General features: G+C 72.0%; 24 protein-coding genes. 10 read left to right on the top strand and 14 right to left on the bottom strand.

Annotated features, from left to right (window positions below; all coding sequences use genetic code 11):
- The first annotated feature begins 103 nt into the window (after nucleotides 1-103).
- From Dfulv_RS10410 to Dfulv_RS10400, 3 genes are read left to right on the top strand one after another with little or no spacing between them, the layout of a single operon-like run.
- Nucleotides 104-826 carry a copper resistance CopC family protein gene (locus tag Dfulv_RS10410; RefSeq protein ID WP_259862514.1) on the top strand — a complete coding sequence of 241 codons (723 nt, stop codon included), beginning with the start codon at nucleotides 104-106 and terminating at the stop codon, nucleotides 824-826.
- A 55-nt stretch (nucleotides 827-881) separates the two neighbouring features.
- The gene (locus tag Dfulv_RS10405; RefSeq protein WP_259862511.1) at nucleotides 882-1,277 is read left to right on the top strand and encodes a response regulator; all 396 of its coding nucleotides are present in this window, start codon (nucleotides 882-884) and stop codon (nucleotides 1,275-1,277) included.
- 59 nt (nucleotides 1,278-1,336) lie between these two features.
- Nucleotides 1,337-2,302, top strand: coding sequence for a YihY/virulence factor BrkB family protein (locus Dfulv_RS10400; RefSeq protein ID WP_259862509.1), 966 nt, complete (start codon nucleotides 1,337-1,339; stop codon nucleotides 2,300-2,302).
- A gap of 14 nt (nucleotides 2,303-2,316) precedes the next feature.
- Here Dfulv_RS10400 and Dfulv_RS10395 read toward each other — a convergent pair whose 3' ends face one another.
- Nucleotides 2,317-2,709 carry a roadblock/LC7 domain-containing protein gene (locus Dfulv_RS10395; protein WP_259862507.1) on the bottom strand — a complete coding sequence of 131 codons (393 nt, stop codon included), beginning with the start codon at nucleotides 2,707-2,709 and terminating at the stop codon, nucleotides 2,317-2,319.
- Nucleotides 2,706-5,096, bottom strand: coding sequence for a sensor histidine kinase (locus tag Dfulv_RS10390; RefSeq protein WP_259862505.1), 2,391 nt, complete (start codon nucleotides 5,094-5,096; stop codon nucleotides 2,706-2,708). Before Dfulv_RS10390 ends, Dfulv_RS10395 begins: the two co-directional genes overlap by 4 nt.
- Nucleotides 5,097-5,336: 240 nt before the next feature.
- Between Dfulv_RS10390 and Dfulv_RS10385 the strand changes: the two genes are divergently transcribed.
- Both Dfulv_RS10385 and Dfulv_RS10380 read left to right on the top strand, forming a co-directional pair.
- On the top strand, nucleotides 5,337-7,259 hold the full coding sequence (locus tag Dfulv_RS10385) for a DUF1800 domain-containing protein (RefSeq protein ID WP_259862503.1): 1,923 nt from the start codon (nucleotides 5,337-5,339) through the stop codon (nucleotides 7,257-7,259).
- Nucleotides 7,260-7,263: 4 nt separating this feature from the next.
- Nucleotides 7,264-8,634 carry a DUF1501 domain-containing protein gene (locus Dfulv_RS10380; protein WP_259862501.1) on the top strand — a complete coding sequence of 457 codons (1,371 nt, stop codon included), beginning with the start codon at nucleotides 7,264-7,266 and terminating at the stop codon, nucleotides 8,632-8,634.
- On the opposite strand, the gene Dfulv_RS10375 is transcribed toward Dfulv_RS10380, so the two are convergent.
- Entirely contained in the window at nucleotides 8,624-9,097 is a 474-nt protein-coding gene (locus Dfulv_RS10375; protein ID WP_259862499.1) for a subtilase-type protease inhibitor, read from the bottom strand. The genes Dfulv_RS10380 and Dfulv_RS10375 overlap by 11 nt on opposite strands.
- Before the next feature lie 207 nt (nucleotides 9,098-9,304).
- Between Dfulv_RS10375 and Dfulv_RS10370 the strand changes: the two genes are divergently transcribed.
- Together Dfulv_RS10370 and Dfulv_RS10365 are read left to right on the top strand one after the other, a co-directional pair.
- Nucleotides 9,305-9,910 carry a MarR family winged helix-turn-helix transcriptional regulator gene (locus Dfulv_RS10370; protein ID WP_259862497.1) on the top strand — a complete coding sequence of 202 codons (606 nt, stop codon included), beginning with the start codon at nucleotides 9,305-9,307 and terminating at the stop codon, nucleotides 9,908-9,910.
- 53 nt (nucleotides 9,911-9,963) lie between these two features.
- Complete coding sequence (locus Dfulv_RS10365; RefSeq protein WP_259862495.1) at nucleotides 9,964-10,341, top strand: STAS domain-containing protein; 378 nt, start codon at nucleotides 9,964-9,966, stop codon at nucleotides 10,339-10,341.
- Between the two features lie 21 nt (nucleotides 10,342-10,362).
- On the opposite strand, the gene Dfulv_RS10360 is transcribed toward Dfulv_RS10365, so the two are convergent.
- The 3 genes from Dfulv_RS10360 to Dfulv_RS10350 all read right to left on the bottom strand — a co-directional run bounded on the left by Dfulv_RS10360 (nucleotide 10,363) and on the right by Dfulv_RS10350 (nucleotide 13,461).
- The gene (locus Dfulv_RS10360; RefSeq protein WP_259862493.1) at nucleotides 10,363-10,929 is read right to left on the bottom strand and encodes a GtrA family protein; all 567 of its coding nucleotides are present in this window, start codon (nucleotides 10,927-10,929) and stop codon (nucleotides 10,363-10,365) included.
- 70 nt (nucleotides 10,930-10,999) lie between these two features.
- Nucleotides 11,000-12,262, bottom strand: a complete 1,263-nt coding sequence (locus tag Dfulv_RS10355; RefSeq protein ID WP_259862492.1) for a tetratricopeptide repeat protein — start codon at nucleotides 12,260-12,262, stop codon at nucleotides 11,000-11,002.
- Nucleotides 12,263-12,459: 197 nt separating this feature from the next.
- Nucleotides 12,460-13,461, bottom strand: coding sequence for a glycosyltransferase family 4 protein (locus tag Dfulv_RS10350; RefSeq protein ID WP_259862490.1), 1,002 nt, complete (start codon nucleotides 13,459-13,461; stop codon nucleotides 12,460-12,462).
- 112 nt (nucleotides 13,462-13,573) lie between these two features.
- Here Dfulv_RS10350 and Dfulv_RS10345 point away from each other — a divergent pair, with 112 nt between their 5' ends.
- Nucleotides 13,574-15,895 carry a putative bifunctional diguanylate cyclase/phosphodiesterase gene (locus Dfulv_RS10345; protein WP_259862488.1) on the top strand — a complete coding sequence of 774 codons (2,322 nt, stop codon included), beginning with the start codon at nucleotides 13,574-13,576 and terminating at the stop codon, nucleotides 15,893-15,895.
- A gap of 73 nt (nucleotides 15,896-15,968) precedes the next feature.
- Here the strand turns inward: Dfulv_RS10345 and Dfulv_RS10340 are convergent, their stop codons facing one another.
- Together Dfulv_RS10340 and Dfulv_RS10335 are read right to left on the bottom strand one after the other, a co-directional pair.
- A complete protein-coding gene (locus Dfulv_RS10340; RefSeq protein WP_259862486.1) occupies nucleotides 15,969-16,541 on the bottom strand; it encodes a PadR family transcriptional regulator in 573 nt (190 codons plus the stop codon).
- A 362-nt stretch (nucleotides 16,542-16,903) separates the two neighbouring features.
- Complete coding sequence (locus Dfulv_RS10335; protein ID WP_259862484.1) at nucleotides 16,904-17,989, bottom strand: S-(hydroxymethyl)mycothiol dehydrogenase; 1,086 nt, start codon at nucleotides 17,987-17,989, stop codon at nucleotides 16,904-16,906.
- 127 nt (nucleotides 17,990-18,116) lie between these two features.
- On the opposite strand from Dfulv_RS10335, the gene Dfulv_RS10330 reads away from it, so the two are divergent.
- Nucleotides 18,117-19,754 carry a RecQ family ATP-dependent DNA helicase gene (locus tag Dfulv_RS10330; protein WP_259862482.1) on the top strand — a complete coding sequence of 546 codons (1,638 nt, stop codon included), beginning with the start codon at nucleotides 18,117-18,119 and terminating at the stop codon, nucleotides 19,752-19,754.
- Here Dfulv_RS10330 and Dfulv_RS10325 read toward each other — a convergent pair.
- A complete protein-coding gene (locus tag Dfulv_RS10325) occupies nucleotides 19,751-20,110 on the bottom strand; it encodes a DUF2795 domain-containing protein (protein WP_259862480.1) in 360 nt (119 codons plus the stop codon). The genes Dfulv_RS10330 and Dfulv_RS10325 overlap by 4 nt on opposite strands.
- Nucleotides 20,111-20,258: 148 nt before the next feature.
- Between Dfulv_RS10325 and Dfulv_RS10320 the strand changes: the two genes are divergently transcribed.
- Entirely contained in the window at nucleotides 20,259-20,927 is a 669-nt protein-coding gene (locus Dfulv_RS10320; protein WP_259862478.1) for a hypothetical protein, read from the top strand.
- Nucleotides 20,928-21,083: 156 nt separating this feature from the next.
- On the opposite strand, the gene Dfulv_RS10315 is transcribed toward Dfulv_RS10320, so the two are convergent.
- Genes Dfulv_RS10315 through Dfulv_RS10295 form a run of 5 tightly spaced genes read right to left on the bottom strand, consistent with a single transcriptional unit; the run spans nucleotide 21,084 to nucleotide 24,732 of the window.
- A complete protein-coding gene (locus Dfulv_RS10315) occupies nucleotides 21,084-21,989 on the bottom strand; it encodes a DMT family transporter (RefSeq protein ID WP_259862476.1) in 906 nt (301 codons plus the stop codon).
- Between the two features lie 10 nt (nucleotides 21,990-21,999).
- Nucleotides 22,000-22,833, bottom strand: coding sequence for a helix-turn-helix domain-containing protein (locus Dfulv_RS10310; protein WP_259862474.1), 834 nt, complete (start codon nucleotides 22,831-22,833; stop codon nucleotides 22,000-22,002).
- Nucleotides 22,830-23,588: an energy-coupling factor ABC transporter ATP-binding protein gene (locus Dfulv_RS10305; RefSeq protein ID WP_259862472.1), complete on the bottom strand. Its 759-nt coding sequence runs from the start codon at nucleotides 23,586-23,588 to the stop codon at nucleotides 22,830-22,832. Before Dfulv_RS10305 ends, Dfulv_RS10310 begins: the two co-directional genes overlap by 4 nt.
- Nucleotides 23,585-24,349: a cobalt ECF transporter T component CbiQ gene (gene cbiQ, locus Dfulv_RS10300; protein WP_259862471.1), complete on the bottom strand. Its 765-nt coding sequence runs from the start codon at nucleotides 24,347-24,349 to the stop codon at nucleotides 23,585-23,587. Before cbiQ ends, Dfulv_RS10305 begins: the two co-directional genes overlap by 4 nt.
- Nucleotides 24,349-24,732 carry a PDGLE domain-containing protein gene (locus Dfulv_RS10295; RefSeq protein ID WP_259862470.1) on the bottom strand — a complete coding sequence of 128 codons (384 nt, stop codon included), beginning with the start codon at nucleotides 24,730-24,732 and terminating at the stop codon, nucleotides 24,349-24,351. Before Dfulv_RS10295 ends, cbiQ begins: the two co-directional genes overlap by 1 nt.
- Between the last annotated feature and the right edge of the window lie 26 nt (nucleotides 24,733-24,758).

The raw sequence follows: 24,758 nt of genomic DNA, 5'->3' as shown, positions 1-24,758 counted from the left end.
GGCGGTCGATTTGCAACATTTCACGCCACCTCGCAGCCATGAAACGGCACGCTAGCACCCACTATCTGCGCAGCGGTCGGTCAATGCACTATCGTTTCCGCCCATGACCGGGCGATTAGTGAACAGGCTCGCGGCCATCGGGCGCCGGTGGTCGTCGCGGTTCGCCGCCGTTGCCGGATTGCTCAGCGTCCTGGCATTCGCGGCGAACGCGTCCGCACACGCCCCCCGGCTGTCCCTGGTCAGCAGCAATCCGGCCGCCGAGACGCACGTCGCGCACCTGCCCCGGCAGCTCGAGCTGCACTTCAGCGAGACCCTCGTCGAGGGGCAGGTCACCCTGACCGACCCGGCCGGCGCGCCGGTCGAGCTGGGCAGCCTGACGGTCCGCAACGAGATGGCGAAGGTCGTGGTGTCGGTGCCGGACGGCGTGGCCGGTCGCTACACCGTGTCCTACTCCACCACCAGCACCGCCGGCCGCGCGAGCCACGGCAGTTTCTCCTTCACCGTGACCACCGGCGCGAAGCCGGGCAAGTCCACCGGCACCAAGAGCCCGAGCGCCAGCGCCACCGGCAGCCCGGTCGAGACGGCGGCGCCGGTCGGGACAAGCCCGGCAGCCGCACCGGCCGACTTCCGCACCGATCCGTCCGCCGGCCCCGGAGCGCTCCTGCCCGAGCCGAAGTCGGGCCCGCCGGCCTGGTGGACCTTCGCCGCGGTGGTGCTCGTCGTGGCGTGCCTGCTGGTGGCCTTCCTCGGCTTCAGCCGCCGGCGGATCCGGCCGGGCACCCCGTCGCGGGTCCCGTCGGCGAGCCCGGTGAACGACACGAACTAGGCCACAGCCTGCGCAAGCTCCGGATTTCACCCGGTCGGCGGCTTATCGTGGGGACATGCTCGAGCACCTGCGCATCCTGGTCGTCGACGACGAGCCGGACCTGTGCGAGATCGTCCGCCGGGTGCTCAGCCGCGCCGGTGCCGAGGTGCTGACCGCTTCCGGGCTGGCCGGTGCCGAGCGGCTGTGCGCCGAGCACCCCGAGGGCATCGACCTGGCGATCACCGATCTCAAGCTCGACGACGGCTCCGGCGTGCAGGTCGCCGAGGCGGTCCGCGCCACGTGTCCGGACGCGATGATCATGTACATGTCCGGGCTGCCCTACTTCGACGCCGCCGTCGTCGAGCTCGGCCCCGAGGCGTCGGTCATCGCCAAGCCCTTCCGCGCCACCGAACTGGTCGACATGGTGCAACTGGCGCTGGTAAGGGCCGGAAGGGTCGCACCGGAACGTTAACCCCCCAGTTTCGCCGGGCATAGAAAGCGTACCGACCCCGGCGGATGAGGTGGCGTGTGATGACTGAGGACCCGAAACTCGAAGACACGCCCGACAAGCCGACGAAACGCTCCTGGATCGACGTGTTCAAGCGCACCGTCAAGGAGTTCAACAACAACAACCTCACCGACTGGGCCGCCGCCCTGACGTACTACGGCGTCCTGTCCATCTTCCCGGGCATCCTGGTGCTGCTGTCGGTGTCGGGCATGCTCCTCACCGACACCACGCAGGACGCGGTACTGAAAAACACCGAGGAGCTGTTCCCGAGCTCCATCGCGGGCCCGGTGAGCGGCGCCGTCGACGAGCTGAAACGCGGCTCCGACGCCGCCGGCATCCTGGCGATCGTCGGTCTGCTCGGTGCGGTCTGGACCGCCTCCGGCTACGTCGGGGCGTTCATGCGGGCCGCCAACGTGATCTACGACGTGCCGGAGGGCCGCCCGATCTGGAAGGTGCTGCCGATCCGGCTGGGCATCACGATCGTCGTGGGCGTGCTGATCGCGCTCGCCGCGCTGAGCGTCGTCTTCACCGGCAGGTTCGCCGAGCAGGCCGGCGGCTGGATCGGGCTGTCGAAACAGGCGGTCCAGGTGTGGGACATCGTCAAGTGGCCGGTGCTGCTGGTGGTGATCATGCTGATCCTGGCGATCCTCTACCGGGCGGCGCCGAACGCGCGGCAGTCCGGGTTCCGGTGGATCACACCCGGCGGCGCCCTGGCGGTGTTCATCTGGCTGGTGGCGTCCGGCGCCTTCGGGATCTACGTGTCGAACTTCTCGTCGTACAACAAGACCTACGGCACGCTCGGCGGCATCATCGCCTTCCTGGTCTGGCTGTGGATCTCCAACATCGCGATCCTGCTGGGCGCGGAGTTCGACGCCGAGCTGGAGCGCGGCCGGGCCATCGAGCGCGGCCTGCCCGACGACGAGGAGCCCCACGTGCCGCTGCGCGACGACAGCACGGTCAAGGAGGACCACGACATCGGGTTGTCGTAGTCGCCTGCGGGCACCTACCGGCTCGACGGGATCAGCGCCGCGCCGACCTCGGCGACCAGCCCCGACATCTGGAAGGCCACCTCGCTGATGTCGCAGTCGGGCTCGGCCAGTGCGGCGAGGCTGGCCCGCGACTCGCCGTCCCCCAGCGCCATGACCAGCAGCAGGCTGCGCCCCATCGCCACGATGGTGCGCAGGACCGGCCCGCCCGCCGTGCACGCCGACACGCCGTGTGCCAGCGACACCGCGCCGGCGACCATGGCGGCGAGCTGGTCGGCCCGCTCCGGGGGCAGGTCCTCGGAGGCGGCGACGAGCAGGCCGTCGCCGGAGACGGCCACCGTGTGGCGTATCCCGGGCACCCGCCGGGTGAGGCCGCTCAGCAGCACGTCGAGCCCCGTGCTCGGAGTCATGTCGCGGAGGTTCCTTCCGTGTTGTCGGCGGCCTTCTTGGCGACGCTGACGCGTCGCGCGGTGCCGAACCGTCCGAGGGCGTGCTGATAGGTCGACAGCAGGTCCCGTACCGCCTCCGCCTCGGCCTCCACCGTGGGACCGTCCGGCCGCACGACGGGCCCCGCTCCCGAGCCGGGGATCACCGGCACCGCGCCCGCGGCGCGCCGGACGGGGACGTCGACCGGCTCCCCGCCGGGCAGCACGGGACTGCGTTCCAGCGGCCGGGGCAGCACCAGCCGCGCCCCGGCGGGCACGACCGGCACCGGCTCGGCGGCATGGGCGAGCTCACCCGGCAGCCGCACGACCGCGACGAGCCCGCCGCCCCGTCCCGGTCGCAGCGTCACGTGGAGGCCGTGGCGGGCCGCGAGCCGCGCCACGACGGCGAGGCCCGTGCACTGCGGGTCGGCGACGCCGAGCGGCGGCGGCTCGGCGAGGCGGCGGTTGAGCTCGGCCAGCCGGTCCGCATCGAGGCCCGGGCCGCGGTCGGACACCTCGATCACGGTGCCGTCGCCGGTGCGCCGGCCGTCGACGAGCACCGGCCCGTCGGGCGGGCTGTTGCGGGCGGCGTTGTCGAGCAGCTCGGCGAGCAGATGTACGACCCCGTCGACGGCCTCCGGCGCGAGCGCGACGTCGCCGTCGACCCGGCCGAAGTCGACCCGCGCGTAGTCGAGGATCCGCGACTGGGCGGCCCGCAGCACGTCGTTGAGCGGGACCGGGCGCGGGCGCGCACGGGCGGTGTCGGCCCCGGCGAGCACCAGCAGGCTCTGGTTGCCGTGCCGGATGCGGGTGGCGAGGTGGTCGAAGCCGAACAGCTGGGCCAGCCGGTCGGGGTCGGCCTCGTCGCGCTCGGCGGCATCGATGCGCTCGAGCAGCGCGTCGACCAGCCGCCGGCCGCGCCGGGCCAGGTCGACCAGCACGACGGACATGCCGGTGCGCAGCGCGGCCTGCTCCGCGGCGGCGCGCACCGCCTCGCGCTGCACGGCATTGAACGCCTCGGCGACCCGGCCGATCTCGTCCCGCCCCGCGACCGGTATCTCCGTCACGCCGGCGTGCTGAGCGGCGAGCTCGTCCGCGGTGGCGGCGTCGGCCTCCCGCAGGGCGCCGGCGGTCTGCGGGAGCCCCTCGTACGCGACCCGGAACGCCCCGGCCTGCAGCGCGCGCAGCGACCGGCGCGTCGACCGGCCCACCGCCACGGCGACCCAGACCGAGCCGGCGACGATCGCCAGCACCAGCACGGCACCGCCGAGCATGGTGCGGTGCTGCGTGTCACGGGCGTCGGTGACGAGCCGGGTGAGGTCGGCGTCGGCGAGGTCGGCGACGGCACGCAGGCCGTCGAGGTGTGCCAGGGCGAGCGCGGCGAAGTCCGGGTCCGGCTCCGGTCGCAGCAGTGCCTGGTCGACGGCGGCTGATCCGGCGGCCGACGGCACGCGGTCGAGCGCGGCCCGCCAGTGCGGCGGGGCGTCGGCCGAGAAGCGGCGCAGCGCGTCGAGGTGCGTGGCGCGGTGCGCGATCACAGCCTGCTGGCGGGCCGGGGTGGCGACGCCGTGGACCACCGCGACCTGGACCAGGGCCAGTTCCTCGCGGGCGGCGGCGAGCCAGCCGGCGGCCCGGGCGGCTGTGCGCACGGCCGCGGGTGCGGGCCGGTCGGCGACGCTCTGCCGGAACGCGATCAGGTCGGCGACGAGCTGGTCGTACTGGAACAGGTCGAGCCGGTCGGACACTCCGCCGGCGACCCGGCCGCGCAGCGGCCCGAGCCCGTCGAGCCCGGCGGTGATCCGGTCGAGTGACGGGCGGGCCGGGTCACCCGCGGCAAGCCGGGCCACGGTGCCCCGGAACCTGGTGACCGCGGCGTCGGTGTCGCGCTCCGCGGCGGCACTCGCGCCGATGCCGCCCGCGCTCCCGGCGGCCGGGCCTGCCGTGGCGGTGCTTCCGGAGGGTGTGTCTCCCGGAACCGGGTCTCCCGGAACCGGGTCTCCCGGAACCGGGTCTCCCGGGACCGCGCTTCCCGGGACCGCGCTTCCCGGGACCGCGCTTCCCGGGACCGCGCTTCCCGGGACCGCGCTTCCCGCGGCTGCGTCTCCCGAGGCCACGCTTCGTGCCGCGGCGAGGAATCGCTCCTTCTGGAGGCCGTCGGTGACGTGGTCGGCCTCGGCCGCGGCGGCCGTCACGCCGCGCAGGTCGCCCGCGCGGCCGGCCCGGTCCGCGGAGACGGCGGCCGCGACGCCGGCCAGGCCCAGCAGGCCGAGCAGCGGCACGACGAGGACGAGACCGAGCTTGCCCGCGACGGGGAGGTCGGCGAGCCGGAGCCCGCGGCGGCGGCGGACCGGCGTGGCACCGATGACCTCCACCCAACGCCTCCCCACCGTCGCCTGTCTTATGCGTACACCTTTCAGCGTTACGTAGGGAAGAGATAACTTTAGGTAGTCGCCCGTATTGACGGATTTCACCGGATATGCGAGCGCCTTAAGCAAGAACAAAGACAAAGTTGAACCCCGCCCACGTTTCCCGGCTTGAGGGCGAAGATCGTGCTCACTAGGGTTCTTGTCCGGCGCAGTACCCCATCACCGCGCAGAAGGTGGTAGCCAGGAATGCCGGAGCGGCTCTTCTCGGACGACCCCTCGTCGGCAGACGCGCCCAAGAAGGCCAAGGGCGCGTTGTTCGCCGACTACACCGGCGAGTTCCCCCTCCCCCGGGTGCTGCGCGACAAGCAGACGGCACCGGAGGACGAGACCTCCGCCGCCCGGCCGCGCCGCGGCGCCGGCGGCCCGGCACCCGCCTGGCTGCGCACCGGCCGCCCGGCGCTGCACGAGCTGATGCGCAACCGCCGGCAGGCGCTCATGGCCCTCGGCGGCGGTGCCGTCGCGATCGGCGGACTGGGCTCCGGCGCGGCCGCCGTGCTCGGCCGCCCCGAGACGGGCGGCGACGACTTCGTGAAGACCGGCAACGGCGGCGGCAACGTCTCGCCCCAGGAGGCCGGCTCCTTCTCCAACCGCGACAGCAGCTACACCAGCGGGCAGGGCGACCTCAACGACCTGGGCGCGTCGGGTCTCGCCGACACCCCGTCCGCAGCCGCGGTGGCCGCCATGCGCGCCACGCCCCGGTTCCCGTCGCCGCTCAACCGTGACCCGGTGCTGCACCTGCTGCGCCGCTGCACGTTCGGGCCGACCCAGGCCGACGTCGCCGCGGTCAAGCAGCTGGGCATCGACGCGTGGCTCGACCAGCAGCTCGACCCGGCGAACATCCCGGACCCGGTCGCCGACGCCGCGCTCAAGGCCACTCCGACGGTCACGATGGCCAGCGCCGCCGACATCCGCGCCGCGGTCAAGGAGAACGACAACAAGGCGATGTACGAGCTGAGCCGCGCCGTCATCGCCCGCCAGATCTGGAGCACGCGCCAGCTGTTCGAGGTCATGGTCGACTTCTGGAACAACCACCTCAACATCACCAGCCCCTTCGACGGCGGCTGGGACACCCGGGTGCCCTATGACGTCAACGTCATCCGCAAGCACGCCCTGGGCAAGTTCTCCGACATGCTCATCGCGTCCGCGCGGGATCCGGCGATGATGCGGTACCTCGACAACACGTCGTCGGACCGGCGCAACGTCAACGAGAACTACGGCCGGGAGCTGCTCGAGCTGCACACCGTCGGGATCGACGGCGGCTACAACGAGAAGGACGTGCGCAACTCGGCCTACCTGATGACCGGGCGCACGGCGACGCGGGACGGCACCTTCAGGTACGAACAGGGCCGCCACTGGACGGGTGCCGTGAAGGTGCTGGGATTCCAGCACGCCAACAAGTCCGCCAAGGACGGCCTGGCCGTCGGCGACGCCTACCTGATGTACCTCGCCACGCACCCGTCGACGGCACGCTACATCGCCCGCAAGCTCGCGGTCCGCTTCGTGTGCGACACACCGCCGCAGTCGCTCGTCGACCGGCTCGCCAAGACGTACCAGGAGAGCGGCTCGGCCGTCGTGCCGGTGCTCAAGGTGCTGTTCCGGTCGCTGGAGTTCTGGATCGCCGCCGGGCTCAAGACCCGCCGGCCGCTGGAGAACTTCGTCGCGACCGCCCGCGTCGTCGGCACCAGGCCGGGCGGCGACATGGCCAAGGCCCTCGAGGACCTCTACAACTTCACGCGCAAGCTGGGCCAGCCGCCGCTGGGCTGGGATCCGCCGGACGGCTATCCCGACGTGGCGACCGCGTGGAGCTCGGCGGCCGGCATGCTCGAAACCTGGAACGCGCACCGCGCGTTCGTCCAGGGCCAGTGGAAGGGCCTGTCCAACCCGAAGGCCGACACGCTGGTGACCCAGCCGTCGGCCACGCTGGCGACCTACCTCGACGTGCTGTGCAACCGGCTGATCTTCCAGCCGATGAAGCCGGCCGAGCGGGACGCGCTGATCAAGTTCCTGGGCGCGAAGCCGGAGACCCGGGTCACCGACTCCAACCTCGGCGGCAAGCTGCCCAACCTGGCCCCGCTGGTCCTCGACTCCGTCTACCACGCGCTGCGGTGAGGTCATGATCCTCGATCCTTCTTCCCTGCCCGAGGGCGAGCGCCGCCCGACGAGCCTGGCGGAACTGCGCCAGCACGGCCCCAACCTGTGCGAGGCCGCGATCCGCGTCCAAGCCGAGCAGGCCCAGGACGAGCTGGCCGCCGATCGGGACCGGTGGAGCAAGGGCTTCACGCGGCGCCGGCTGGTGCAGGGCGCCGGCTTCGTCGGTGTCGCCGCGCTCGGCAGTCAGCTGGTCACCAGCCGGGTCGCGTTCGCCGCGCCGGAGGACACCAAGGGCACGCTGATCGTCATCTTCCTGCGCGGCGGCATGGACGGCCTGTCCGTCGTCGCGCCGGCCGACGACCCCAACTACAAGCAGATGCGGCCGAACATCGCCGTGCCGATGGCGGCGACGCTGCCCGCCGGCCGCGGCTTCGGCCTGCACCCGGCCATGGAGCCGCTGTTCCCCTTCTGGCAGAAGGGGCAGATGGCGGCGGTACACGCGGTCGCCTCCCCCGACGCGAGCCGCAGCCACTTCCAGGCGCAGGACGCCCTGGAACGCGGCGCGGCGTCGGTCGCGGTGCGCACCGGCTGGCTCGACCGGGTGCTCGCCCAGATGGGGCCGGGCACCACGTTCCGGGCCATCGCGCAGGGCTCCGCGCTGCCGCGCTCGCTCGTCGGCGCCGAGCAGGCGATCGTGCTCAACGGCATCCGGGACTTCCGGATCGACAACGACGCCATGCGCAGCCAGACGATGGAGGCGCTCAAGACGCTCTACACGGGGCTGGACCACACCCTCGCGCAGACCGCCAACAACACCATCCAGGCGATCACCACCGCGCAGAAGATCGCGAACACGCAGTACCGCCCGGCGGAGGGTGTCCAGTACCCCGGCGGCGGGCTCGCCGACCGGCTGCGCGACGTCGCGCAGCTCATCAAGGCCGGCGTCGGCCTGCGGGTGGCGGCGCTCGACGTCGGCGGCTGGGACATGCACACCAACCTCGGCCGGGTCGACGGCGGCGACATGCGCAACTCGCTGGGCAACCTCTCCCAGGCGATCGGCGCCTTCGCCACCGACCTCGGGCCGTTGCTCGACCAGACGACGATCGTGACGATGAGCGAGTTCGGCCGGCGGGTGCAGGAGAACGGCAACGTCGGCGTCGACCACGGCCACGGCAACGCGATGCTGCTCCTCGGCGGCGGGCTCAACGGCGGCAAGGTCCACGGCAACTGGCCGGGCCTGTCCCAGTCGGCGCTCGACCAGGGCGACGTGGCGGGCGCCAACGACTACCGGGACGTCCTCGCCGAGGTGCTCAAGAAGCGGTTCAACGTGGCGGACTCGGGGGCGATCTTCCCGAACCACCAGTTCAAGTCGCTGGGCGTGGTCAAAGGCTGAACACGGGGCCGGTGTTCATCGACAGGGTGCAGCCGTTGCCGAACGTCTGCCGGTAGTCGATCTTCCGGCCCTTCCAGCGGCCGACGGCGGTCACGGTCACCGGGTCGTACTGCATCGTGCAAGCGCCGCCGTTGACCCGGAGTTTCGTGAAGTCGCCGCCGACCTTGACGAGCTCGGCGCACGCGTTGCGGGCCTGCTTGTGCGTGCCGCCGGCGGGCGAGCAGGTGAGCACCGCGCGCCGCTGCGAGGGCCGGCCCGACTCCCCCTTCGCGACGGTGAGCACGAGCTGGGTGGGCCGCACGACGGTCGCGGCCTGCTTGACGTCCTCCGGGAGCCAGCCCGGTCCGCCCCGGGCGGCACGGTCCTGCCCGGCGGCGAGGGCCGGCGCGGCCGCCGCCACGTCCACCGCCGCGACCGACGCCACCAGCATCGCGGCCGTCGTGACCAACCGCCCCGCACCCATGAAACACCTCCGTCTGCACCTGTTCGGCTCGCGTAGCCTACGCCGTTTACCCTCCCTTTTCCGACTTTTCGTATTTGTCGTGTACATCCAATGCGGAATTCGATCGGGTTGAGTCTCCTGTTGATCGACGTACGGGGCTACTGTGCAATCCAGCAGGCTTGCGGCCACTCGGCCGTGCGCCCGGCCTGACGTGGGGCGGAGGTCGCCGTGACGCTGGAAGCACAGGCCCAGAAGCTTGTCGCCGGGCTGGTCCGGGTGGCCGTGATGGCTCCGCCCGACGGCCCGGAGCCCGACCACGGGCTGCCACCCGCACACCACCAGGTCATGCTGCTGCTCGGGCGCCGCGACCGCGAATACCGGCTCTCCGACCTGGCCGCCGAGCTCGGCTCCACGGTGGCGGCGACGATGGCGATCGTCTCCCCGCTGATCGCCGAGGGCCTGGTGGAGATGCGCCCCGCCCCGTCGTACGCCGCACGGGACATGCGGGTCGCCGCCACCGAACGCGGCCTGGCCACCACGCCCGCCCCCGGCAACTGGGCGGAGTCGCTGCTCGGCCACGTCGAGGAGCTCGACGACAAGGCCCAGGAGCGGCTGCTCCGGCTGGTCACCGCGAAGATCGGCCTGCTCCAGCAGGAGGGCAGCATCCCGGTGACGAAGATGTGCCTGTCGTGCCGGTTCTTCGACGGGTATCGCCACCCGGGCACCGAGAACCCGCACCACTGCTGGTTCGTCGACGCACCCTTCGGTTACCGCCAGTTGCGCCTGCACTGTCCCGACCACATCGCCGGCGGCCCGCCACCCCGGGCCGGGTGACACGGGCGCCCCGCCGGCTGCGGTGTGGTCACCGTGCTCCTATGCTGGGGCGGGTGGCACCACTGGGGGGCGCGATGTCGATGTCGGTGACGGTCAACGTGACCATGGACGGTTCGACCGTGGTGTCGGTCCGTGGCGAGATCGACCACAGCAACGCGGACACGCTGCGTCAAGAGATCGTGGCCGCCGCGACCCGGCGCCGCCCCAGCACCCTGCGGGTCGACCTGGGCCTGGTGACATTCCTGGACTCGGCCGCGGTCGGTGCCCTGGTGGGCGCCCAGCGTGAGGCCGGCGCCGAGGGCGTCCGGGTGGTCGTCCACCGGGCGAGCCCGTTCGTGCACCGCCAGCTCCACGTGGCCGGCGTGCACGAGATGCTCGGCTCCCCGGCCGAGCCGGACGCCGACCACCTCCCGTTCCCCAGCACTCCCTGACGAGCGGGCCCGAGCCGCGCGTCAGGCGCCCGGGGAGTCGATGGCCATCGGGGACGCCGGAGCCGCCTGGGCGGGGACCTCGTAGCGGTCCGGGGCCGGACGGACGTCGCCGTGCGGGAAGACCCACGTGCGGTAGGCCCACAGGCGGAACAGCATGGCCAGCGCGGTGCCGAGCACCATGCCGAACGCGAAGTCGGACAACTCCTCCGACAGGCGGCTCACCGCCGGGTACTGGAGCCCGAAGACATATCGCGCAACGAACAACGGCGCCGCGTTGACCGCGACGCCGACTCCGTTGATCAGCAGATACAGCAGCAACTCGTGGTGCCGCCGGCGACCGCCCCTGGTGCGAAACGACCACTCCCGGTTCAGGAAGTAGGAGACCACCGAGGCGACCACGTTGGCGACGATCAGCGCGGTGACCGGCCTCTTCCCCAGGACGGTCAGGCGTAGCCCGTAGTTCACCATGAGCGTGACCACGTAGCAGAACCCGCCGACGATGGTGAACTTCACCAACTCGCGGTGCTTACGCAGCAACCCCGCCAACGGTCGGGGCAAGCGGTTGAGCCCCCGGTCAGTGAGACGCATCGGCCGGAACTATACCGGCAAAACCTTACGCTTCGCCGCACGAGTCCACGGCCGGACCGCACGGTAACCCTCAGCGAGTGCCCGTGCACACGGAGGCCGTGGGGGTCATCGCCCGCGTCTCGTCCACCGGGCCCACGACCACGCAGTAGGCAACCCCCGGTTCGACGTCCCGGACGACGTACGAGCTGGTGCCCGCGGGAACGGTGGCGAGCACCACGGCCGGCGCCCCGGCCCGTGACAGCGCCACGACCGCCGCCGAACGCAGGTCCGTCCAACTGACCGCGAGGGTGTCCCCCCGATCCTGGAGGCGCAGGTCCCGGACCGCCGGCCCGCTCGTCGCAGGAGTCCCGGAAGGCACCGGAGCCGACGCCGGGACGGATGCCGCCGTCGACGGGCCCTGCCGGTCCGGACGTTCGGCGCGCCGGATGGCGAGCCCAGCCAGTACGAGCGCACCCACCACGACGACCGCGACGGCCTTGAGCGGCACCACGAACCGCACGGTGCGCGGCGGCCCTTCCCCTTCGTGTTGATCATGCACTTGTGGCTCCCCACCGACCGGAACATCACGGTCGTGTCCGGGCGCCACAACCGCATGATCATCGATCGGCGGCGGTGGTGACGGTGGCGGTGGGGCGGAGACGGGGGCAGAGGGCATCGGAGGTTCGACGGCGGCCAGTTCCCACTCGACGGCACGGGTGAAGGGGTGGCGGACACCCAGCCGGGCGCGGGCCGCCGCGTGGGCCAGCGTGAACAGGCGCCGGGCCGCGACCACGTCGCCGCCGGCGTGGTGCAGCGCGGCCAGTTCGGCGGCGATACGGATCGTGTCGAGGTCGTCGGCGCCGTATTCGCGGCGGTGCACCACGTACGCGGCGTTGAGCATCACCAGCGCGAGCGCGTGGTCGCCCCGGTCGCGCCGCAGCAGCGCCAGGTTGGCCCGTGCCAGCCGCACCGCGCGGCTCACCGGCTCCGCACCGCCCCCTTCGACGCCGCTGTCGAGCACGCGGTGGTACAGCCGCTCGGCCTCGTCCCACTCGTCGTAGTCGTGCCGGACGGCGGCGAGGACCGCCAGCGCGTGCACGGTGACCGGGTCGCCGGGGCCGTGGATCCGCTCGGCCTGCGCGGCGACGGCCTCCGCCAGGTCGTAGGCGGCGGTAAGGTCACCGAGCTCGCGGAGCACCTCGGCGAGCAGGCGCCGCGCGGTGAGCCGGTCGGCGTCGCCGAGCGCCGGGTCGCCCAGCAGGATCTGGACCGCGTCCCGGGCACCGGTGAAGTCCCACGCGAGGATGTGTTGCTCGACCTCGTCCAACCGGTCGGTGATATCGACACCACTCACAGTTTGCCTCCGCCCGAGAGCTTAGAGGCATGTGATGACGCAGCGCCAGCTCTCGATCACGCACCGCTGGATGGCGTCGGCTCCGGCAGCCTGCCACGTCGCTGCCGGAGCCGAGCCGTCCCGCGTTACCGCGTTGTAGAACCGCGGGCGCCGCACACTGTGAACCTTCGGCCGGGCGCGGAGGGCCTTGAGGGGATTTACCGGAGCAGTCGCTCGTAGAGGCGCAGGTAGTCGTCGACCATGCGGTCGGCCGAGAAGCGTTCGAGGGCGCGGGCACGCACCTGGACGCGGTCCAGCTTGAGCGCGTCGTCGAGGATCGCCACGGCGTCGGCGACCGAGGTCGCCAGGAAACCGGTCACACCCGGGTCGACCACCTCGGGCATCGATCCCAACGGATAGGCGACGACCGGGGTGCCACAGGCCATCGCCTCCACGACGGACAGCCCGAACGGCTCGGCGAAGCCGATCGGGTGCAGCAGCGCCGCCGCGTTGCCGAGGATCTCGGCGCGCTGCTGCGGCCCCACGTTCCCGCCGTAGACGACCGTGTCGCCGTCCACGAGCGGGAGGACCTCCTCGGCGTGGTACCGCTCGTCGTGCACGGGGCCGCAGATGAGCAGCCGCCGGCCGGCCGCGCGGACGATCCGGATGGCGTCGGCCGTGCCCTTGTCCGGGTGGATCCGCCCGAACGCGACGAGTGTCTCGCCCGGCGCCGCGACAAACGGGAACTGCCGCACGTCGATGCCGTGGTAGATGGTGGCCGCGTAGTCGAGGCCGGGCCCGCGGTCGGCGTCGGAGATGGACACGAACGCCGAGTCGGCGCGCTGGTAGGCCGGCAGGATCGCCGGCGAGCAGAAGCCGTGCACGGTGGTGACAAGGCGGGTGCGGCAGAAGTCGCTCATCGCGAGCGGCAGCCAGTCGAGGTTGTTGTGCACGAGGTCGAACTCGCCGCTGCGGGCGTAGCAGTGCGCGACGTGGATGGCCTCCCAGACCCGGCCGTCGTAGCCGCTGTCCTCGTTGTACGGCCGTTCGACGACCCCGTCGAGCCGCGCGGCGGTGACCGAGTCGAGGCTCGCGAACAGGGTCACGTCGACGCCGCGCGCGACCAGCCCCTCGGCGAGCAGGGAGACGATCTGTTCCCACGGGCCGTACGCCCGGGGCGGTGTCCGCCAGGCGATCGGTCCGAGCAGTGCGACCTTCATCGCGCCTCCCTACCCATGCACACGTTCACCAACCTCACCATCATGGTCCCGGCTCAGCTTCCGCCCCGGCCTGCCGATCTGCAGGTCATCCGAACAAGCGACAGGGAGCCCGATGACCGCTTGGCGCTGGTACGCGGTCCTCGGTCTCGGGGCGGTCGCGGTCGGCGGGTTCCTGCCGGTGGTCCCCCGGCAGGGCCTTTACACGCTCGTCGGCATGTCCGCGGCCGTCGTGCTCGGCGCCGGGATCCGCCGGCACCGGCCCGCGGACCGGCGCAGCTGGCTGCTGTTCACCGCGGCCATCTGGTGCTCGGTGGCCGCCGCCGCGAGCTACGCGGCGGAATACCTCGTCACCGGCCGGATCGGCTTCCCGGCCTGGAAGGACCTGCCGTTCCTCGGCGGATACCTGTGCATGGCACTGGGCACGCTCGCCTGGGTACGGCCCGACCCGGCGCGGCCACGCGCCGAGCGGTTCATCGACTCCGGGATCGTGGCGTCCGGGATGGCCGCGCTGGCCTGGACGTTCATCGTGCACCCGCTGCTGTTCACGCGGCCCGTCGACCCGGGGCGCGCGGCGAGCCACGTCATGTACATCTCCATCGACCTCGTCCTCGTGGTGCTGACCACGCGAATGATCTTCACCAGCAGCGTACGCTCCCCCGCGCACACGCTGGTGTCGTGCGCGCTCGGCGTGGTGATCGCCGGTGACGTCGTGTACTACGCCACGCTCGCCTGGACCGGCGAGACGTACGGGGACGGCATGTCGACCGCGCTGTACCTCTGCGCGTACGCGCTGACCGGCACCGCCGCCCTGCACCCCTCGATGGCCGGTGCGGCAGGCCGGCCGGAACGCCGCGAGCCGGTGATCCCGCGGCACCGGGTGTACCTGTACTCGATCCTGGCCCTGGTCGGGCCCGTGGTGGCGATCACCATGCTGCTGGTGCGCTCGCCGCTGCCGTCACGCTGGTGGGTGCTGGTGCCGCTCGCGACGTCCGTGGTGACGTCGGTGCTGCTGATCGCCCGGCTCAGCCAGCTCGTCCGGTTCGCGAACCGGCGCGCCGCCGATCTCGACGCACAGGCCGTCACCCTCGGCGCGGCACTGCGCGAGCAGGAGACGCTCCGGCAGCAGCTCACCCACCGGGCCCTGCACGACGCGCTCACCGGCCTCGGCAACCGCGCGCTGCTGCAGGAGCGGCTGGAGCACGCGCTCGCGCGGACGACCTCCTCGCACGGCCTGCTCCTGCTGGACCTCGACGGCTTCAAGGACGTCAACGACTCCTTCGGCCACCCGGTCGGCGACGCGCTGCTCATCGAGGTCGCCGCCCGCCTGCTCGGCGAGGTCTCGACCTCGGACACGCTCGTGCGCCTCGGCGGGGACGAGTTCGCGATCCTGCTCGAGGACGTGAGCCCGCCACGGTTGTCGACCGTCGGCGCGTCCGTCGTCGCGGCGCTCGGGCAGCCGTACACGGTCGGCGAGCGCGAGCTGAGCGTGACCACCAGCGTCGGCTCGCTGCACTTCAGCGCCCCGTCCACGCCCGCCGAGGCGATGCGCAACGCCGACCTGGCGCTCTACGCGGCGAAAGCGGACGGCAAGAACCGGCTCGCCGCCTACGAGCCGCGCCTGGCGATCGAACGGCACGAACACATGCGCCTGTCCGCGGAGCTGCGGCGAGCCGTGGCCGAGGACGAGTTCGTGGTCAATTACCAGCCGGTGGTGGACCTGTCGACGGGCCGCGTCACCGCCGTCGAGGCGCTGCTGCGCTGGAGCCCCGGAGGCCGGCCGGTGCCGCCGCTGGAGTTCATCCCGATCGCCGAGCAGTACGGGCTGATCGTCCCGATCGGGGCCTGGGTGCTCCGGCAGGCGTGCAAGGACGTGCGGACCTGGTACGAACGGTTCGGCATCTCGGTCACCGTCAACGTCTCCGGCCGCCAGCTGCGCGAGCCCGACTTCGCGTCGGTGGTCCTCGGCGCGCTGCGCGAGGCGGGCCTGCCCGGCGAGGCCCTCATCCTGGAGATCACCGAGACGGTCCTCGTCTCGTCGACCGCCGACGCCGACCACGTCACGGCCCTGCTGTCCACAGTGCGTGCCGAAGGTGTACGGATCGCCGTCGACGACTTCGGCACGGGGTACTCGTCCCTGGCGTACCTGCGACACCTCCCCGTCGACATCCTGAAGATCGACCGCGCCTTCACCCCGGAAGGCGGGATGGCGGAGGAGATGGCGTTCACCCGCGCGATCGTGGAGCTGGGCAACAGCCTGCGGCTGTCGTCGATCGCGGAGGCGGTGGAGACCCCGGAGCAGGCGGAGCGGCTGCGCCAACTCGACTGTCACCTTGCCCAGGGGTACCACTTCTCGCGGCCGCTGCCGGTGGGCGACCTCGACGCGGTGCTCACGTCGAGGAACGGCGTCCTGGACGGCGCTTCCCTGCTCTCGTGAGCGGTCCGCGCCGTCCGGTGCCGTTTCGGTCCGCTTCGGTCTGCTTCAGCCTGCTTCGGGCTACCCAGTCCGCTCAGTCCGCGAGGATCGCGTAGAGCTTGCGGCGGGTCTCGGTCAGCACCTCGAGGGCCTGGGCGCGCTGCTCGCTCGTGCCGTTGAAGCCCACCTGGCGCAGCGCGTCCATGATGCCGAGCGCGGCGTCGCGGAACTCCTGGGCCTGGGAGACGTTCTCGTCGCCGTACTCCCGCCAGGGCGCGTTCTGCGCGGCGGTCTCGGCCTCGGGCCGGCCGGCGTCGGTGAGCACGAACCGCTTCCGGCCGCCGCTCTCCTCGGCCGCGATGAGCCCTTCGTCCTCGAGCATCTGCAGCGTCGGGTAGATGGAGCCGGGGCTCGGCCGCCAGATGCCGCCGGTGCGCTGCTCCAACTCCTGGATCATCTCGTAGCCGTGCATCGGCCGCTCGTGCAGCAGCGCGAGGACCGCCTGGCGGACGTTGGGGCGCCCGCCCCGCCCGCGGCCCCAGCCGCCACCGCGGCCGTGCCCGTGACCCCAGCCGCGGCCCCCTCCGGGCGGGAACGGCGGGATGAAACTGCCGAACCCACGCTGCCAGGCCCCGGCGTCGAAAAATGCTCCGTGTCGCGATCTCATGATCGCCCCCCTTTCACTTGGAGCTATCGTTGATAGTTCGACGATATATCGGGACCCTATCGCCGACAACCCCTTAGCGATAGTCGTTTCGACACCGGCCGGGCCACTGGGACAGCGCTGGCGGCCCAACTCCGCGCCGATCTTGGAGTTGTGGTCCTTGACAAATCCGGACAAATTCGGAGGTTCATGGCGCCACAACTCCAAGATCGGCGCATAGTTGGGCCGCCAACGCTCCGCGATCATGGAACTGGCCGCTCGATCCCGCGCGCTTCGCCCCGGCGCTTGGCCATGATTGCGGCAAGTTCGCGATCACGGGTGCTGAACCCTGAAGGGCGCAGCGGTCGCCGCACGATCAAGACTGCCTAGATGAGGATCACGGAGCGGAGGACCTCGCCCCGCTCCATCTTGTGGAACGCTTCCTCGACGTCGCCCAGGTCGCCGGTCTCCGTCACGAACTTCTCCAGCGGCAGGCGGCCCTGCAGGTACAGATCGATCATCGTGGGGAAGTCGCGCGTCGGCAGGCAGTCACCGTACCAGCTCGACTTCAGCGCGCCGCCGCGGCTGAACACGTCCAGGAACGGCAGCTCGAGCTGCATCTCGGGGCGCGGCACGCCGGTCAGGACCACCGTCCCGGCCAGGTCCCGGGCGTAGAACGCCTGCTTGTAGACCTCCGGCAGGCCCACGGCCTCGACCACCACGTCGGCGCCGAAGCCTCCGGTCAGGGCGCGGACCGCCTCGACCGGGTCGCTCTCCCGGGAGTTCACCACGTGGGTGGCGCCGAAGTCCCGGGCCCAGGCCAGCTTCCGCACGTCGATGTCGACGCCGATGATCGTCGTCGCGCCGGCCAGGACCGCACCCGCGATCGCGGCGTTGCCGACGCCGCCGCAGCCGAAGACCGCCACGGCGTCGCCGCGGGTCACGCCGCCGGTGTTCAACGCGGCGCCGAGGCCCGCCATCACGCCGCAGCCCAGCAGGCCGGCGACCATCGCGGGGGCACTGGGATCGACCTTGGTGCACTGGCCGGCGGCGACCAGCGTGTGCTTGAGGAAGGCGCCGATGCCCAGCGCCGGGGACAACGGGGTGCCGTCGGCGAGGGTCATCTGCTGCTTCGCGTTGTGGGTGTTGAAGCAGTACCACGGGCGGCCGCGCCGGCAGGCCCGGCACTGTCCGCACACGGCCCGCCAGTTCAGGATCACGAAGTCGCCGGGGGCCACCTCGGTGACGCCGGGGCCGACCGACTCGACGATCCCGGCGGCCTCGTGGCCCAGCAGGAACGGGAAGTCGTCGCTGATGCCGCCCTCGCGGTAGTGGAGGTCCGTGTGGCACACGCCGCACGCCTGGATCTCGACCCGGGCCTCGCCGGGGCCGGGCTCGGGAACGACGACGGTCTCCAGGCTGACGGGCCGGCCCTTGGCGAGTGCCACCACGCCCTTCGTCTCGATAGGCATGCCTCCGTCCTATCAGAGAATGGGGGTGTGCGCGCTCGGCTCGTCGGGGTTGGGTGGCACCGGGGGCTCTCGATGAGGCCCGGCCCAAAGAGCCCCGGCTGCCGACGAGAATGATAGGAAGACGGCCATGACGGTCACGGACGACTTGCGGCGGGTCGCGCGGGAGCGCTTCGGCTGGCAACAGCTGCGGGACGTGCAGCTGCGCGCCATGGAGGCGCTGATGGCGGGCCGTGACGCGCTCGCGGTGCTGCCCACCGGGGCCGGCAAGTCGGCGATCTACCAGGTGCCGGCGCCGCTGCTGCCCGGGCCGACGATCGTCATCTCGCCGCTGCTCGCCCTTCAGCAGGACCAGATCGCGTCGCTGTCCGCGCGGCACCACGAGTCGCTCGTCGCGGTGCGACTGTCGAGCGCCGAGGGCAAGAACGAGCGTGCGGAGGCGCTGGAGGCGCTGCGCGCCGGTGACGCCGAGTTCGTGTTCCTGACGCCGGAGCAGTTCGCCGACCCGGCGCGGGCCGCGCAGATCAAGGCGTTGAAGCCGAGCCTGGTCGCTGTCGACGAGGCACACTGCGTCTCGGCGTGGGGGCACGACTTCCGGCCGGACTACCTCCAGCTCGGCCAGTTCATCCGCGAGCTCGGCCGGCCGCCGGTGGTGGCCCTGACCGCGACGGCCTCCCCGCCGGTCCGTGAGGACATCGTCGAACGCCTCGGCATGCGCGACCCGGAGGTCGTGGTCGGGGGGCTGGACCGGTCGAACCTGTTCCTGGAGTCGGTGCACTGCCCCGACGAGGAGACCCGCTGGCGGCGGCTGGTGGCCCGGCTGCGCGAGTCGGCGCCGCCCGGCATCATCTACGCGCCGACCCGCCGCTCCACCGAGGAACTGACCGAGCGGCTCCAGCAGGAGGGGTTCGAGGCGGTCGCGTACCACGGCGGGATGAGCGCCGGCGAGCGCGAACGGGCGCACGAGGCCTTCCTCGCCGACGAGGTGCCGATCATGGTCGCGACGACGGCGTTCGGCATGGGCATCGACAAGCCCAACATCCGGTGGGTCAACCACGTCTCGCTGCCCGACTCCCCCGACTCCTACCTGCAGGAGATCGGCCGGGCGGGGCGCGACGGCAAGCCGGCGCACGTGCTGCTGCTGCACCGCACCGAGGACAGCGGGCTGCGCAAGTTCTTCACCAACGTCTCGGTCGACCGCGACGAGGTGTCGGACCTCGCCGCGCTCCTGCGCGCGGCGGACAAGCCGCTGACGCGGGACCAGCTGGAGGAGAAGTCCGGCCTGGGCGCCCGCAAGCTGGGCCAGCTGCTGACGCTGCTCGAGGAGGTCGGCGGCGCGCGGATGCTCAACGGCGGCAAGGTCAAGGCACCCCGCTGGGCACCCGTCCCCGCGCGGGCGGCCGAGCTCGCCGAGGCGCAGGCGGAGCGGCAGCAGACGGTGTCCCGGTCGCGGCTCGACATGATGCGCAGCTTCGCCGAGACCGAGCTGTGCCGGGGACAGGCGCTGCTGGCGTACTTCGGGGAGCACCTCCCGGCGACCTGCGGCCACTGCGACAACTGCCAGGACGGCAGCGCCGCCGCCGGGGTGGCGGCGACGGGCGACGTACCGTTCCCGATCCACAGCGAGGTCCGGCACGGCGAGTGGGGCAAGGGCGTCGTGCTGTCCTACGCGGGTGAGCAGATGACGGTGCTGTTCGAGAAGGTCGGCTACAAGACCCTGTCGGTGCCGGTCGTCCAGGAGCACAAGCTCCTGCGGCAGATCTCCTAGGGACGGTGGGCCGGGTCCTCGTTACGGCCGCCGAGCGCGGCCCAGACCTGGTTCACCGTCTCGTAGACCTCACCCTCCGGCAGGCGCTCCAGCGTCGCCAGGACCTCGTCGGGGGCGTTCAGCTCGCTGGCGCCCGCGATCAGGTCGTCCCGATCGCCGGGCAGGCTCGCCTTCGGGATGTACCGGCCCAGATTGCTGCGCGCCTCGACGTCCCGCGGGCTCATCCCGACCGGCGTGCCCGGCGCCCGGGCGGTGTTCACGGCGCCTTCCCAGGCGCCGCCCTGCCGGAGGTCTTCGGTCTCGTACCGCATCTGGTCGTCCAGCGCGACGCCGTGTTTGGTGTTTCCTCGCTCCATGAATCCGAGGTACCCGGGCAATATCCCCCCAAACGACTAACCCCGATTGAGACCTCGCTGTGCTGGGTATCGATCCGACATCCGCCCGAATGACCGCACTCCGACCCCCGGGCGTGTGGGCCGGGCGCTTTGTTGGAGGTGAACACACGTGGCACGCATCGGGCAGCTGTTCGGTGGCCGTACGCGCGACGCGGCGGACGTCGAACCGCGTCACGACCGGGACCGCGACGGCGTCGACGACCGGCTCGAGTCGACCACCGTGCGTCGCGTCGACCGCGATCGTGACGGTGTGGACGACCGGCTGGAGAGCACCGACCGGACGAGCCGGATCCCCGCGGTGGGTGTTCTCGACCGCGACACGGACCGGGACGGGATCGCGGACAGCCGCGAGACCACGACGACCACCCTGCGCCGCAGCATCGACCGCGAGGCGCCGCCGGCTCCGGTGAGTCCGCCCCCGCCGCCGGTGGCCGAGGTCCGGCCGGCCCCCGCCCGGGCCAGCATGACGGCGGCCCTCGGCCTCATCCTCGGCGTCGCGGGTGTGGCGGTCGCGCTGACCGGCCTGCTCGCGCCGTGGGCGATCGCCGTCGGCGCGCTCGGCCTGCTGTTCTCGTTCGGCGGCATCGTCGCCGGCGCCCGCCCCGGTGTCGCCGGTCGCGGGCTCGGCTCGCTCGGCGTGCTGGTCAACGGCACCGCGATCGTCTTCGCGATCCTCGCCATGACCGGCCAGGTGAGCTGGCTCGACAGCAACGTCGACCAGGTCGCTCGGCTCAACGAGTGGCTCGACGCCCGCCTGCCGTGGATGAAGGACTGGTAATCATGCCGCCCCGCGAGTGACGCGCAGTCGGCCCGCGGCGGCGCGCAACCGCCCGGTGGAGACCGCCGACGCGTCGATCTTGCAGTTGTGGTGCCCGACAAACCCGACAGCAGGGGAATGCCATGGCACCATAACTGCAAGATCGACGCGGGTTTGTCAGGAGGCGGGAACCGGTTCGGGGGCGGTGTCGGCGGTCCGGTCGGGCGCCTTGCGGCGGGTCGCCAGGACCGAGCCGACGAGGATCAAAGCGAACGCGACGGCGGTCAGGACCGTGACGTCCTCGTCGAGGATCATCCAGCCCAGGATCACGGCCACCGCCGGGTTGACGAACGTGATGACCGTCGCCCGCACTCCCCCGACCTCGGCGATCAGTGCGAAGAACAGCACGAACGCGAGCGCCGTGCAGATCACCGACAGGCCGAGCACGGCCAGCGCCGGGCCCAGGCTCACCGTGCGGGCGAGGTCGGGCAGGTCCGGCACGACCACCGGCGCGAACAACACCGCGCCGACCACCAGCGACGCCGCGGCCACCCCGTAGCGGGGCACGTCGGCGAGCCAGCGCTCGATGATCAGCGGGCCGATGGCGTAGCAGACGACAACACCGACCAGCTCGAGCATGGGCACGACACCGCCCGCGCCGACGTGGAAGCCGAGCAGCAGGGCCACCCCGGCGAAGCCGACCAGGAGGCCGCCGACCCGGGCGGCGGTGAGCTTTTCGTTGCGGTTCATCAGGCGGGCGAGGATCGCGGCGACCAGCGGCACGCCGGCGATGACCAGGCCGGTGAAGGAGCTGTCGACGTGCAGTTCGGCGTCGGACAGCAGCAGCCAGGGCAGGCCGATCTCGACGACGGTGTAGATCAGCAGCGGCAGCCAGGGGCGCAGCGAGGCACGAAGCTCCTTGCGGGCGAGCGCGATCGGCAGCAGCAGGACCGCGCCGAGCGCCGTGCGGAGGAAGACCAGCTCGGCAGGCCCGATCTCGCGGACCGCGACCTTGATCAGCAGGTAGGGGATGCCCCAGACGACGCACATCGCGACGAAGAGGATCCATCCACGACGACTCATGACCCGAGCATCACGCGACGCGGCGCACCGGGTCTTGAACGCTGTTGCGGAATGCGGCCGGAGTGACGCCGGTCACCCGCTTGAACCAGCGGGTCAGGTGGGCCTGGTCGGCGAAGCCGACGGCGCCGGCGACCTGGGCCGGGCCGGCGCCGGCGGCCAGGAGGTGGCGTGCCTCGCAGACCCGCTCGAGGACCAGCCAGGTGTGCGGCGGGAAGCCGGTCGCCTCGCGGAACACGCGCAGCATGTGGTACGGCGACAGGTCGACGCCCGCGGCCAGCTCCCGCAGGCTGGGCGCGCAGCGCAGGTCGGCCATCAGCCGGTCGCGGATCTCGGCGACCTTCCGGGCCGCGGCCGCGTCGGAGGCGGACGGCGGTTTCGGGCCGGCGGGCCCGCGGCCGTGCCGCTGGACGACGGCCTCGAACGCCCACGCGAGCTTCGAGTGGGCGGCGAGCGGGTCGACGCCGGCGGTCAGCTCCTCGTGCGCCGAGCGGATCAGGTGCACGCTGCGCGGATCGTGGACGATCGCCGCCGGGAAGTCGGGGCGGGCCGAGCGGCCGTCGAGCAGCATCGCCTCGCTCGGATACAGCACCCGGTAGCTCCAGCCCTCCTCGTCGGCGGCCATGCCGTCGTGCGGCTCGTCGGGCTCGAGGATCGCCAGGCTGCCGACGCCGGCCCGGTGCAGCTCGCCGCGGTAGTGGAACTGCTCCTCGCCGGAGACGACCACCCCGATGGCAAACGTGGCGTGGCTGTGCTTCGTGAACACGTGCCGCCGATAGCTGGCCGTCAGCATGTCCATCTGGAAACGGCCGTCGTCCACCCTTGTCCAGGACGCGGACTCGCTCATGCTGTGACGGTATACCCGAACGGCAGTTCCAGGCGGTGCCGTGCGAGCAGGTCACCGTCGGCGAGGATCTCCCGCGTCGGGCCGTCGGCGACGATGCGGCCGGCGTCGAGGATGACCGAGCGCGGGCAGAGCTCCAGTGCGTACGGCAGGTCGTGCGTCACCATCAGCACCGTCACCGGCAGCGTCCGCAGGATCGTGGCCAGCTCACGACGGCTCGCGGGGTCGAGGTTCGACGACGGCTCGTCCAGGACCAGGATCTCCGGGCGCATGGCGAGCACGGTCGCCACCGCCACCCGGCGGCGCTGACCGAAGGACAGATGGTGCGGCGCGCGGTCGCGGTGCTCGCCCATGCCGACCGCGTCGAGCGCCTCGTCGACCCGCTCCCGCAGCTCGGCGCCGCGCAGGCCGAGGTTCGCCGGGCCGAACGCGACGTCCTCCCCCACGGTCGGCATGAACAGCTGGTCGTCGGGGTCCTGGAAGACGATGCCGACCCGCTGGCGGATCTCCTTGAGGCAGGCGCGGTCCTTCGCGTCGACGGTCATCCCGGCGACGGTGACGGTGCCGCCGCTGCCGTCGCGCCCGTCGGCGTGGAGGATGCCGTTGAGGTGCAGGACCAGCGTGGTCTTGCCCGCGCCGTTGGGGCCGAGGACGGCGACGCGGTCGCCCTGCGGCACGGTCACATCGACGCCGCGCAGGGCCACGTGGCCGTCGGGGTAGGCATACCGCAGGTCGCGGACCTCGAGAGAGGGGGTCACCGGACCAACGCTATCGTCGCGATCGCGGCCGCGACGACGGGGACGCCGGCCGCGGCCGCCCACTGGCCCGCGGTGGCGCCGGTGCCCGCCAGCGCGAGAGGGATCCGGCCCTCGTAGCCGCGCGAGACCATGGCGAGGTAGACCCGCTCCCCGCGCTCGAAGGCGCGCAGGAACAGGGCGCCGACACCGGTCGCGAAGCCCTTGATCTGCCACAGGAACCGCGGGTCGTAGCCGCGGGAGCGCTGCGCCACCCGCATGCGCCGCGCCTCTTCGGCGAGGACGTCGAGGTACCGCAGCATGAACGTGGCGATCTGCGTCACCATCTGCGGGCAGCGCAGCCGGTCCAGGCCGAGCAGCAGGTCACGCGGGGTGGTGGTGCCGGCGAGCAGCAGCGACGACAGCACGCCCAGGGTGCCCTTGGCGATGATGTTCCAGGCGCCGTAGAGGCCGTCCTGCGACACGCTCATGCCGAGGACGTCGATCTTCTCGCCGGTGCCGAGGAACGGCAGCGCGAAGGCGAGCAGGATGAACGGCAGTTCGATCAGCGACCGCAGCGCCAGCCAGCCCGGGCCGATCCGGGCGACGGCCGCGACCGCGACGATGACCAGCAGATACGCGCCGAACGCCCAGATCGCCTCGCGTGGGGTCGCCACCACCGCGACCGTGAACAGCACGCTGGCGACGATCTTCACCTCGGGTGGCAGTACGTGCACCGGGGAGGCCCGGTGCACGTACAGCGCGTGGCTGTGCCCTGCGCCCACTAGACCTTCTGTTCCTCGGGCAGATCCGCGGCCCGGTCCTCGGGCGTGCGCTTGCGTCCCGCCTTGAGCAGCCAGAACACGCCCCCGCCGAGGGCGAACGTGGCCAGCACCCCGATCACGCCGGACGTGCCGGTCGACAGGAAGTCGTTGGCGAGGCCGCGCACGCCGTAGTCGGCGAGCGGACTGTCCTTCGTCAGGTTGTCGGTCTCGCCCTGGGCGATGCAGTTGCCGCCGGTGATCTGGTCCTCGTCGTCGAAGGTGCAGCCCTCACGCGCGACCGAGTCGAGGCCGTCGGGGTGCGGCGAGGCGAAGTTGCTGACGACGCCGGCGAGCAGCAGCGCGGCGACCAGGCCGCTGAGGATGAACCAGGTCGTCTTCTTCATGCTGACCTACCTTGAAAACTCGAGAC

Source organism: Dactylosporangium fulvum (assembly GCF_025137375.1).
Classification (GTDB): domain Bacteria; phylum Actinomycetota; class Actinomycetes; order Mycobacteriales; family Micromonosporaceae; genus Dactylosporangium; species Dactylosporangium fulvum.
This window is presented reverse-complemented; position numbering and strand designations above follow the sequence as displayed.

Excerpts from the sequence above, each read along its gene's own strand:
- Dfulv_RS10330 (WP_259862482.1), top strand. The coding sequence starts at position 18,117 with ATGACGGTCACGGACGACTTGCGGCGGGTCGCGCGGGAGCGCTTCGGC.
- Dfulv_RS10375 (WP_259862499.1), bottom strand. The coding sequence starts at position 9,097 with ATGGGTGCGGGGCGGTTGGTCACGACGGCCGCGATGCTGGTGGCGTCG.
- Dfulv_RS10310 (WP_259862474.1), bottom strand. The coding sequence starts at position 22,833 with ATGAGCGAGTCCGCGTCCTGGACAAGGGTGGACGACGGCCGTTTCCAG.
- Dfulv_RS10410 (WP_259862514.1), top strand. The coding sequence starts at position 104 with ATGACCGGGCGATTAGTGAACAGGCTCGCGGCCATCGGGCGCCGGTGG.
- Dfulv_RS10400 (WP_259862509.1), top strand. The coding sequence starts at position 1,337 with ATGACTGAGGACCCGAAACTCGAAGACACGCCCGACAAGCCGACGAAA.
- Dfulv_RS10315 (WP_259862476.1), bottom strand. The coding sequence starts at position 21,989 with ATGAGTCGTCGTGGATGGATCCTCTTCGTCGCGATGTGCGTCGTCTGG.
- Dfulv_RS10345 (WP_259862488.1), top strand. The coding sequence starts at position 13,574 with ATGACCGCTTGGCGCTGGTACGCGGTCCTCGGTCTCGGGGCGGTCGCG.
- Dfulv_RS10360 (WP_259862493.1), bottom strand. The coding sequence starts at position 10,929 with ATGCGTCTCACTGACCGGGGGCTCAACCGCTTGCCCCGACCGTTGGCG.
- Dfulv_RS10295 (WP_259862470.1), bottom strand. The coding sequence starts at position 24,732 with ATGAAGAAGACGACCTGGTTCATCCTCAGCGGCCTGGTCGCCGCGCTG.
- Dfulv_RS10380 (WP_259862501.1), top strand. The coding sequence starts at position 7,264 with ATGATCCTCGATCCTTCTTCCCTGCCCGAGGGCGAGCGCCGCCCGACG.
- Dfulv_RS10350 (WP_259862490.1), bottom strand. The coding sequence starts at position 13,461 with ATGAAGGTCGCACTGCTCGGACCGATCGCCTGGCGGACACCGCCCCGG.
- Dfulv_RS10395 (WP_259862507.1), bottom strand. The coding sequence starts at position 2,709 with ATGACTCCGAGCACGGGGCTCGACGTGCTGCTGAGCGGCCTCACCCGG.
- Dfulv_RS10335 (WP_259862484.1), bottom strand. The coding sequence starts at position 17,989 with ATGCCTATCGAGACGAAGGGCGTGGTGGCACTCGCCAAGGGCCGGCCC.
- Dfulv_RS10340 (WP_259862486.1), bottom strand. The coding sequence starts at position 16,541 with ATGAGATCGCGACACGGAGCATTTTTCGACGCCGGGGCCTGGCAGCGT.
- Dfulv_RS10325 (WP_259862480.1), bottom strand. The coding sequence starts at position 20,110 with ATGGAGCGAGGAAACACCAAACACGGCGTCGCGCTGGACGACCAGATG.
- Dfulv_RS10405 (WP_259862511.1), top strand. The coding sequence starts at position 882 with ATGCTCGAGCACCTGCGCATCCTGGTCGTCGACGACGAGCCGGACCTG.
- Dfulv_RS10385 (WP_259862503.1), top strand. The coding sequence starts at position 5,337 with ATGCCGGAGCGGCTCTTCTCGGACGACCCCTCGTCGGCAGACGCGCCC.